This is a genomic window from Nocardioides sp. (assembly GCF_034670285.1).
Classification (GTDB): Bacteria; Actinomycetota; Actinomycetes; order Propionibacteriales; family Nocardioidaceae; genus Nocardioides.
Window position 1 is genome coordinate 1 of sequence record NZ_JAXMNS010000118.1, and the last position, 9,331, is coordinate 9,331.

General features: G+C 67.8%; 12 protein-coding genes. All 12 read left to right on the top strand.

Features of this window, described 5'->3' with window-relative positions:
- Positions 1–1,308, top strand: a 1,308-nt coding sequence (locus tag VOI19_RS07880; RefSeq protein ID WP_323792414.1) for an HNH endonuclease, incomplete at its 5' end; no start/stop codon positions are given.
- Between the two features lie 131 nt (positions 1,309–1,439).
- Positions 1,440–4,220 (top strand): phage portal protein, encoded by a 2,781-nt coding sequence (locus VOI19_RS07885; protein ID WP_323792415.1) that lies wholly within the window; start codon positions 1,440–1,442, stop codon positions 4,218–4,220.
- Positions 4,220–4,396 (top strand): hypothetical protein, encoded by a 177-nt coding sequence (locus VOI19_RS07890; RefSeq protein ID WP_323792416.1) that lies wholly within the window; start codon positions 4,220–4,222, stop codon positions 4,394–4,396. The genes VOI19_RS07885 and VOI19_RS07890 overlap by 1 nt, the downstream gene beginning before the upstream one ends.
- A complete protein-coding gene (locus tag VOI19_RS07895) occupies positions 4,393–4,572 on the top strand; it encodes a hypothetical protein (RefSeq protein ID WP_323792417.1) in 180 nt (59 codons plus the stop codon). The genes VOI19_RS07890 and VOI19_RS07895 overlap by 4 nt, the downstream gene beginning before the upstream one ends.
- A gap of 50 nt (positions 4,573–4,622) precedes the next feature.
- Positions 4,623–4,880: a hypothetical protein gene (locus tag VOI19_RS07900; RefSeq protein ID WP_323792418.1), complete on the top strand. Its 258-nt coding sequence runs from the start codon at positions 4,623–4,625 to the stop codon at positions 4,878–4,880.
- On the top strand, positions 4,877–5,221 hold the full coding sequence (locus tag VOI19_RS07905; RefSeq protein ID WP_323792419.1) for a hypothetical protein: 345 nt from the start codon (positions 4,877–4,879) through the stop codon (positions 5,219–5,221). Before VOI19_RS07900 ends, VOI19_RS07905 begins: the two co-directional genes overlap by 4 nt.
- On the top strand, positions 5,218–5,637 hold the full coding sequence (locus tag VOI19_RS07910) for a hypothetical protein (RefSeq protein WP_323792420.1): 420 nt from the start codon (positions 5,218–5,220) through the stop codon (positions 5,635–5,637). The genes VOI19_RS07905 and VOI19_RS07910 overlap by 4 nt, the downstream gene beginning before the upstream one ends.
- Positions 5,638–5,650: 13 nt before the next feature.
- Entirely contained in the window at positions 5,651–6,055 is a 405-nt protein-coding gene (locus tag VOI19_RS07915; RefSeq protein WP_323792421.1) for a hypothetical protein, read from the top strand.
- A complete protein-coding gene (locus VOI19_RS07920) occupies positions 6,055–6,438 on the top strand; it encodes an HK97 gp10 family phage protein (RefSeq protein WP_323792422.1) in 384 nt (127 codons plus the stop codon). Before VOI19_RS07915 ends, VOI19_RS07920 begins: the two co-directional genes overlap by 1 nt.
- On the top strand, positions 6,435–6,740 hold the full coding sequence (locus tag VOI19_RS07925) for a hypothetical protein (RefSeq protein WP_323792423.1): 306 nt from the start codon (positions 6,435–6,437) through the stop codon (positions 6,738–6,740). Before VOI19_RS07920 ends, VOI19_RS07925 begins: the two co-directional genes overlap by 4 nt.
- A gap of 130 nt (positions 6,741–6,870) precedes the next feature.
- Positions 6,871–9,096, top strand: coding sequence for a hypothetical protein (locus VOI19_RS07930; protein WP_323792424.1), 2,226 nt, complete (start codon positions 6,871–6,873; stop codon positions 9,094–9,096).
- A gap of 29 nt (positions 9,097–9,125) precedes the next feature.
- A partial coding sequence (locus tag VOI19_RS07935) for a hypothetical protein (RefSeq protein ID WP_323792425.1) occupies positions 9,126–9,331 on the top strand: 206 nt, incomplete at its 3' end.

Consider the following 9,331-nt stretch of genomic DNA (forward strand, 5'->3'; position numbering starts at 1 on the left):
TGCTCCGGAATCCGGTGTCTTCCGAGCCGCCTGGTCCGTCCGCTCGAGCACCGCGCCGACGGCAGCCTGGTGCACAAGGTCATCGTCGAGTCGGCGCCGCGTCGGTCGGGCAAGTCGGTGCGTCTGCGCGGACTGGCCCTGTGGCGCATGGAGCACTCGTCCCTTTTCGGCGAAGTTCAAACCGTGATGCACACCGGCAGCGACGTGGCGATCTGCCGTGAGATCCAGCGTGCTGCCTGGCGCTGGGCCGAGGACGTGGCCGACTGGACGGTGTCGCGCGCGAACGGCAAGGAGGCCATCGAGTCGACCACGGGCGACCGGTGGCTGGTACGTGCTCAGTCCGCTGTCTACGGCTACGACGTGTGCCTCGGTCTGGTCGACGAAGGCTGGGACGTCACACCCGGCACTGTCACCGAGGGCTTGGAGCCTGCGACGTTGGAGCGTTCGAGCCCGCAGCTCCACCTGACCTCGACCGCACACCGTCGAGCAACCTCCTTGATGCGCAACCGGATCAGCGCAGCGCTGGCAGCCGACGACGGCGAGACGCTGCTCCTGGTGTGGGCTGCCCCTGCCGGCTCTGACATCGCCGACCCCGAGGTGTGGCGGGCTGCCTCCCCGCACTGGACCGAGGACCGCCGCAAGATGATCGCCGCCAAGTACGCCGCAGCCATGGCGGGCACCATCGACGCCGAGGCCGACGAGCCCGACCCGGTCGCCGGTTTCTGCGCCCAGTACCTCAACCAGTGGCGCCTGAGCGGTCGTGTCGTCGTGCGCGGCAATGAGCTGGTCTCGGCCGAGGCCTGGCACGCGAGGGCGCTCCTGCCCGACGACCAGGCCAAGCCCGCGGGCGCTGCGATCGAGTCGTGGTTCGGGCGTGGCACTTCGCTGGCCCTGGCCTACCGCGAGGGTGAGCGCACCGTGGTGTCGGTCTCCGACCACGACGACCTCGCCGCAGCAGCCGCCGCGGTGAAGGCGACCGGCTACCGGGGTCGGGTCACGGTCGGCAAGTCGCTGATGTCCGACCCTGCCCTGTCCTCGCTCAACCGGCAGGCCTCGACGCAGATGATGACCGCAGCCGTGGCTGACTTCGCCCGACTGCTCACCGAGGACGCCTTGCACCACGACGGTGGCGAGCACCTGAGCGCCCAGGTGCTCGAGGTTCGCACCCAGCCCGGTGCCGACGGTGCCCGGATGGTCTCCAAGGGTCGCGCCGACGCCATAAAGGCCGCAGTCTGGGCTGCCTCGGCCGCGCGTGTGGACCGGTCGCGATTGACTCAGATCGTGCTGCCCAGCGGCGTCGGATCGTAGGGTTTCGTCTCCCAGCCGGACCCGCTACGGGTGCCGCCCGGAGGTCTCAGCATCACCCGGTGCCGAGGCCCCATGGTGGTTCCGTGGCGGGTTTCTGGCGTGGTGTCCTGACCGGTCGAACCGACCCCATCGTGGGTGCTGCGCTCGAGGTCGAGGTGCCGACTGCCTTCTCGGTCGACGCCGACTCTGTGCCGCCGGAGGTGTTCGGACTGAGCGCCTACGCCTCCCCGATCAGCCCGGTCTCGCGCGTCTCTCGTCGCGAGGCTCAGCAGGTCCCCGCGGTCAAGCGGTCGCGCGACCTGATCGCCGGTTCACTGGGCACTCTGCCGCTGGTCACGGTCAAGCCTGATCTGAGCGTCGACCGCACCTCATGGCTGACCCAGCCCGAGCGCGACGTGCCCCGCTCGGTCACGATGACTCGCCTGGTCGAGGACCTCTTCTACGAAGGCACCGCCTGGTGGAAGATCACCCGCTTCGACTGGGCCGGCTTCCCCGCCGAGGTCGTGCGCCTGGACCCTCGCAGCGTCGATGTCCTCAAGGACGGCCGCGTGCACGTCACCGGCGACGGCCACCGCGGCATGGCCGACGAGTGGCCGGCCGACACCGACCTGATCCGCTTCGACTCCCCCAACGATCCGCTACTCATCGCCGGCGCCCGTGCGATCCGTCAATGCCTGATCCTCGACGCCGCCGCCCAGCGCTACGCAGACGGCGCCCCGCCGCTGGACTACTTCACCCCCGCTGACGGCGTCGACCCCGGCACCACCGAAGAGATCACCTCGATCCTCGACGCCTGGCACAGCGCACGTCAGGCCCGAGCAACCGGCTACGTGCCCGCCGCGTTGCAGTACAACCTCGGCGGATTCAACCCCGAGCAGCTCGAGCTGGCCGAGCAGCGCCAGCACGCGGTCCTCGAGATCGCCCGAGTGGCCGGTGTCGACGCCGAGGAGTTGGGCGTCTCGACCACAAGCCGCACCTACGCCAACCAGTTCGACCGCCGCAAGGCGTTCCTCGACTTCACCCTCGGCGGCTACCGCGCCGCGATCGAGGACCGCCTCTCGATGGGTGACGTGACCCCGCGCGGCACCACCATCCGCTTCGACCTCGACGGGTTCCTGCGCTCGGATGCCAAGTCCCGCTGGGAAGCCGCCGAGGTCGGTATCCGAGTCGGTGCGATCACTCCCGAAGAGGTTCGCCAGGGCGAGGGCCGACCCGCCATCACCGCAGCCGCCCCCGCGGTGCCTGCCCAGGAGGAACCCATGCCCGAACCGACCCCGATCGCAGCATCCTTCGACGCAACCGCCACGACCATGGATGCCGCCCCACCGGTGGGCACCGTGTTCGCCGTCGACGTCGAGGAGCGCACCATCCGCGGCCTCGCCGTGCCCTATGGCGTCGTGGGCCGCAAGGCCGGCAAGCTCTTCGCCTTCTCCCAGGGCACGGTCAAGTTCGACGACGTCAGCAGCGTCAAGCTCTGGGTCGGCCACGACAAGTCCACCGCCGTAGGCCGAGCGATCGAGCTGAACGACACCGAGGCAGGCCTGGAGGCCGCATTCAAGGTCGCGAGAGGACCCGAGGGAGACCGGGCCTTGTCGATGGCCGAGGACGGCGTCTGGGACGGGCTCTCGCTCGGACCTTCCGAGGGCGCCAAGTACGTGCTGCGCGACGGCGTCTATCACGCCCTCGACATCCCCATCCACGAGATCAGCCTCACGCCCGCACCGGTCTTCGGTGGGGCTCGAGTCAGCAGCGTCGCCTTCGACGCCGAACAGGAGAACCCCATGGAGACCGAGAACACGCCGACCGAGGTCCCCGCTGACTTCTCGGCACTGACCACCGCCCTCAGCGAGGCCATCACCACCGGCTTCGCCAACCTCGCAGTCCCCCAGCAGCGCGAGAGCGTCTCGGCCGGTCGCCCGACCGAGATCACCGAGGAGCTGCCCTACCGCTTCGACGGCGTGCCGGGAGCGCACTCCCTCATCGAGGACATGCGCTCAGCCCAGAACGGCGACAGCGTCGCGCGCCAGCGCTTCGAGACCTTCGTCGGCGAGGCCTTCGCGGTCACCACGACCAACGCCGGCTCGCTCAATCCCACGAAGAACCGCCCCGAGCTCTACGTGCCCAACCTGTCGTACTCGCGTCCCCTGTGGGACTCGATCTCGACCGGCACCATCGAGGACAAGACGCCGTTCACGATCCCGAAGTTCTCCAGCGCATCGGGTCTGGTCAGCACTCACACGGAGGGCACCGAGCCCACGCCTGGGTCGTTCGCTGCGACCTCGCAGACCGTCACCCCGACCGCGGTTTCGGGCAAGATCGAGATCAACCGCGAGGTCCTCGACGCCGGCGGCTCTCCGCAGGCCGACGGGATCATGTGGGGCGAGATGCTCAACGCCTGGTACGAGGCTCTCGAGGCCCGCGTGGCGACTGCTCTCGCCGCCGTTGGCACCGCTGAGCTGAACCTCGCCAGCGCCACCGACTCCGCTCTGGTCGACGCCCTGACCGGCTACTTCGCCGGCCTCCAGTTCGTGCGTGGCGGCAACCGCTACACCGGCCTGGTCCTCGACGGGCAACTCTTCCCCGCCCTGGTCGACGCCGCCGACACCACCGGCCGCAAGCTCCTGCCCGTCCTCGGCGCCACCAACGCTCAGGGCGAGAGCTCCGGGGCCTTCGACCGGGTCCAGATCGGCAACCAGACCGGCCGCGCCGCCTGGGCTCTCGGATCGACGACCGCCTCGAAGTCCTACAGCTTCGTTCCGTCCTCGGTGTGGGGCTGGGCCTCGACCCCGAAGCGGTTCACCTTCGAGTACCAGGTCAAGAGCGTCGACATGGCGATCTGGGGTTACGGCGCCGCCGCGGTCCTGCGCGACTCCGACGTCAAGCCCATCGACTACACCACCTCGGACGTCTGATGCCCAGCGCCGATCGTCAGGGCAAGCGAGGCCACGAGAACGGCAACGTGCGCCCCGCAGACGGCCGCTACGGCCTCCACGACCCCTCCGAGGAGTCCCAGGTCATCCGCACCCCCACGACGGCCACCAAGCCCTCATCCGAGGACAAGCCCGCAGCCAGGAAGGCCAAGCGATGAACGACGAGAAGCCCAAGCCCGCCACCCGGCACAGGGTGGGCGACCTGATCACGGTCAAGCCCGCCGGCGTCGTGACCGGACCCGACGGCACGACCCACGTCGTGATTCGAGGCGCCTTCTACCTCGACCAGGTCGGCACCTTCATCGTGGACGGCACCAAGGTCGTCGTCGAGTGAGCCAGGCACCGGTTGAGCCGACCCCGGTCCCCACGTTCGAGGAGGTGGCCGTGCGCTTGGGCAAGACACCCGACGCTGTCTCCGACGCCTACCTCGCCGAGGTGACCGACCAAGCCAACCGGTGCCGCGTCGAGCCCTACAACAGCGCCTTGGCCGAGGCACTAGTTCGTCGGGTCTCGCGCAATCTCGCGATGCGCAACCTGCCCCTTGGTGTCGTCCTCGACGACGTCGGCGCGACCCGGATCGGCAGCAACGATCCTGAGGTCCGCAGGCTCGAGGGGCACTACCGCAAGGCGCCGATCGGATGAGCGTCCGCGAGGAGATCGCCGCCGCAGCATCAAGCGTGCTCGGCCTCACCGGGCACCCCTACGTCGTGGGCGACACCAGTCCCGGCACGGTCTATCCCCGCGTCGAGCGCATCGACTACCCCAACGCCTTCGGCGGCGTCGTGTTCTACAACGTCGTCCTGGTCCTGCCACAGGACTACGCCGAGGCAGAGCAGTACCTCGAGCAGAAGCTGCCCGACCTCAAGGGCGCACTCGAGCCGCACCTGGTCATCACCAGCGTGCAGCCCCAGCGGCTCCAGCTCGATGGCATCGGCGTCTTGCCGGTCGCCTTCATCAATGGACACAGAGAGGCGGACTCATGACCGCGCTTGGCACACGATCCCTGACCCTGACCATCGGCGGCGAGGACTACACCGCCCAGGTCTCCAACTGCCGCATCACCACTGGAGAGGCTGACGGCGGATTCCTGTCCTTCGCAGCAGCCGCAGCCGGTGGAAGCCGCGAGTACAAGCTGGCCTTCACCGCCGTGCAGGACACCGACGCCGACACCATCTGGGATCTCGTGTGGTCCCAGGCCGGCACCACGGTGGCGGCGATCATCCAGCCCGCCGGTGGCACCACTGCCTCCCCGAGCCAGCCGCACTTCACCGGCAACCTGGTGATCACCGAGCCCGACGGGGACATCCTCGGCGGCGAGGCAAACTCCTCGGCCTCGGCGCGATTCACCTTCGAGGCAGAGTGGACCTTCACCGCCAAGCCCACCCGCGTCACCGCCTGATCCGAGACAGGCCATGCACCTCGGAACCCGATCGCTGACCCTGAGCATCGACGACATCGCGCGAACCGCGGACGTCTCCGATGCCAGGATCATCAGCGGACCCTCGGACCTGCCGCGGTTGCTAGGTCGTGCCCCGTTTCGCAACTACCGGTTGCAGTGCACCGCAGCCCAGGACCTCGCCGCCGAGTCCCTGTGGTCGCTGGTCTGGCTCCGAGCCGGTGAGGAAGTCGACATCGAGCTTCGCCCCGCCGGTGGGACCTCCCCTAGCGAGGATCAACCGTGGTTCGCCGGGACAGTCACGATCGCCGAACCTGACGGGGACCTGATCGGTGGAGAGGCCAACGCCTCGCCGAGCGCCCGCTTCGCCTTCGCTATCGACTGGGCCTTCACCCACAAGCCCGTGCGAATCGACGCCTGATGGTCGACCGTGCCGGGTTCAAGGTCGAGGGTCTCACCCAGGTCGTGCGCGCATTGCAGGAGATGGGCGTCGAGGTCGACGACCTCAAGGACGCCTTCTCGAAGATCGCCGACGAGGCTGCCAAGGCGGCCTCATCCTTCGCACCGCGCGACACCGGCCGACTCGCCAAGGACATCCGAGGAAACCGGGCCAAGTCCAAGGCCGTCGTCACCGCCGGCCGCTCCTCGGTCCCCTACGCCGGCGCCATCAACTACGGCTGGCCCAAGCGCGGCATCCAGGCATCCGGGTTCATGCAGCGTGCCGACCAGACCATGCAGACCCGAGCACTGCAGCTGCTCGAGGACGAGATCAACCAGACCATCCGAGAGAAGGGCCTCACATGATCGTCCAGAAGATCACCGCCACCGAGATGGTGCAGAGCCTCACCGGGTTCGAGGAGATCGCCATCGACCAGACCATGCGCGTCGACCCCTACACCGACGGGGAGCGCAAGCCCATGTTGGTCCTGCGCGCGCTGGTATTCGTCATGCACAAGCGCGAGGGGCACAAGGACCACGAGGCCCGCGAGTACGCCCTCTCGATGCCCATGAGTGAGCTGAGCGAAGTCTTCGCCGATGAAACCCCCGACCTCGACCCCGAGGAGCCCGAGACGCCCTCGGGGGAAGACTCCGCGCCCTCCGAGTAAGGGCGCGCGCCATGGCCTCCTGGTGCCTACTCGCTCGCCAACCACCTGAGGTCTACATGCAACTCACCCTCCTCGAGCGCGAGGTGTTCGTCGAAGAGGCCAAGTGCCTCAAGGAAAGGGGCTGGATCTGATGGCAGGTCCCATCCGCATCGCAGTCCTGGCCAACGCCTCACAGGCAAGCCGGGAGCTGTCCTCGGTCGGACGTTCCGCGACCTCGATGGGCGACACCCTCAAGAAGGCCGGCAAGGTCGCCCTCTTGGGAGTCGCTGCCGCTGGTGCTGGTGCCGTCGTGCTCGGGAAGAGCCTCATCGAGGCGGGCGAACGAGCGGGCACCTCTAATGCCCGGATCACCCAGGTTGCTACCTCGATGGGCCTCTTCGGCGACCAGACGCAGCAAGTCAGCAACAGGCTGATCAAGCTCGCCGAATCTCAAGCCCGAGCCACCGGCATCGATCAGAACGCCATCAAGGCAACGCAGGCCAAGCTCCTCACCTTCAAGGAACTCGCCAAGTCAGCCGACGACGTCGGTGGCAACTTCGACCGGGCCACCACTGCCGCGATCGACCTCGCCTCCGCCGGGTTCGGCACCGCCGAGTCAAACGCCGCCCAGCTCGGTAAAGCGCTGAATGACCCCGTCAAGGGCCTGGCGTCACTGACCAAGTCCGGCGTGACCTTCACCGAGGCCGAGAAGGAACGTATCGCTGTCCTGGTCGAGTCCGGCAAGGCCGGTCAGGCACAGAACAAAGTCCTCGCTGCCATTGAGGCACAGGTCGGTGGCACCTCCGTAGCCACAGCCAACGGCACCGACAAGATCCGGGTGGCCTTCTCCCAGCTCGCCGAGCGCCTCGGCAGCGTCTTGGTCCCGATCGTGGACAAGGCCGCTGCCTTCATCGCCGAGAAGCTCCTCCCAGCCGCGATCAAGATCGGTGAGGAACTCCGCGCCCGTCTGGTCCCCGTGGTCGACACCGTTCGCAACGCCTTCTCCACCCTGCTGGACAAGCTCAAGCCGGTCGGTGAGTTCCTCGCAAGCAACCCCGAGGTGGTCAAGGGGGCCGCTATCGCGCTGGGCATCGCGACCGTCGCCGTGACCGCCCTCGGCATCGCCTTCGGCATCTTGGCCGTGGCGACCTCCCCGATCACCCTCATCGTCGTCGGCATCGCCGCTCTCGGCGCCGGACTGGCCTACGCCTACAAGAACTCTGAAACGTTCCGCAACGGCGTGCACGCCGTCGTCGAGACCTTCAAGACCTTCATCGCCACCGTCGCCCCGATCGTGCAGCAAATCGTCGCCGCGGTCGCCACAAAGTTCCAGGAACTGCTCCCTCAGATCCAAGCGGTGTGGGCCTCGGTCCAATCGATCATCAAGTCGGCGCTGGCCATCATCAAGAGCGTCATTGCCACCGTCACCGGAGTCATCAAGGGCATCTGGCAGCGGTTCGGTGCAACGATCCTGCGGTTCATCACCACGACGATGACCAACGTCGCCAACCTGATCAAGAGCGTCTTCAAGGTCATCGAGGGCCTCTTCAAGGTCGTGTCCTCCGCACTCCGGGGCGACTGGAAAGGCCTTTGGGACGGCATCAAGCAGATCGTCACCGGCGCCCTCGGCATCGTGAAGGCCATCATCTCCCAGGCCTGGAACGTCATCCGCACCGTGACCTCGACCGCCTGGACCGCCATCAAGGCCGTCGTGTCGAAGGCCTGGGACAGCGTGAAGAGCGCCATCCGCACGGGCATCAGTGCCGCGGTCTCACTGGTCAAGGCGCTGCCAGGCAAGATCGTCAGCGCCCTCGGCAACCTCGCCTCCACCCTCTACAGCGCCGGCGTCGACCTCATCGGCGGATTCCTCTCCGGCATCAAGAACAAGGCCGGCGAGATCGTCTCCACCATCGCCACCTTCGTCACCGACAAGATCCCTGGCTTCGTCAAGAAGGCCCTCGGTATCGCCTCGCCATCGAAGGTATTCCGCAAGATCGGACAGCAGACCATCGACGGGCTCCTGGTCGGCATCGGCGACCGCCGCGACGGGGTCAGGCGCTCCCTCGACGAGGTCACCTCGCTAATGACGCGCACCCGCCTGGCGCCGCTCAACTTCGCCGTCGTTGGCGCCCCGAGCATCGACCCCACCACCGGGCGATACAGCTCCAGCAGCAGCCGCGCTCACACCCCGGCAGCCGACCGCGAACAGGTCGTCGAGCTCCGCGCCCTACGCGCTGACATCGACACCCTGAACAGGACACTCATCAGGCTCGACAGCGAGAGAGAACGCCGAGCCGCACAGCAGACCGTCGCCGCCGCACGCGCCTTTGGTCAAGAGGTCAACAAGGCCTCAGCGGCCGGCGCCCGAGGCCGCTGAGGACCACGCAGGAACCGGGAGGCACACCAATGAGCGACGTCGCCCAGATCGCCACACTCGCCCACGGCTACACCATGGATCACATCGACCGCCTCGCGTGGAGCGCCGCCCGTAAGTACCCCACCCTCGACCCCGAAGACGCCTACAGCGCCGCGTGGCACGCCATGGTCGAGCTGCTCTACTCCATCGACGCCGCCTCACCACCCACCCGGTTCGACCTCTCAGCCGCCGCACG

Bases quoted from the DNA above. Each gene is read 5' to 3' on its own strand.
- VOI19_RS07905 (WP_323792419.1), top strand. From the start codon at position 4,877: ATGAGCGTCCGCGAGGAGATCGCCGCCGCAGCATCAAGCGTGCTCGGC.
- VOI19_RS07895 (WP_323792417.1), top strand. From the start codon at position 4,393: ATGAACGACGAGAAGCCCAAGCCCGCCACCCGGCACAGGGTGGGCGAC.
- VOI19_RS07930 (WP_323792424.1), top strand. From the start codon at position 6,871: ATGGCAGGTCCCATCCGCATCGCAGTCCTGGCCAACGCCTCACAGGCA.
- VOI19_RS07910 (WP_323792420.1), top strand. From the start codon at position 5,218: ATGACCGCGCTTGGCACACGATCCCTGACCCTGACCATCGGCGGCGAG.
- VOI19_RS07890 (WP_323792416.1), top strand. From the start codon at position 4,220: ATGCCCAGCGCCGATCGTCAGGGCAAGCGAGGCCACGAGAACGGCAAC.
- VOI19_RS07920 (WP_323792422.1), top strand. From the start codon at position 6,055: ATGGTCGACCGTGCCGGGTTCAAGGTCGAGGGTCTCACCCAGGTCGTG.
- VOI19_RS07925 (WP_323792423.1), top strand. From the start codon at position 6,435: ATGATCGTCCAGAAGATCACCGCCACCGAGATGGTGCAGAGCCTCACC.
- VOI19_RS07915 (WP_323792421.1), top strand. From the start codon at position 5,651: ATGCACCTCGGAACCCGATCGCTGACCCTGAGCATCGACGACATCGCG.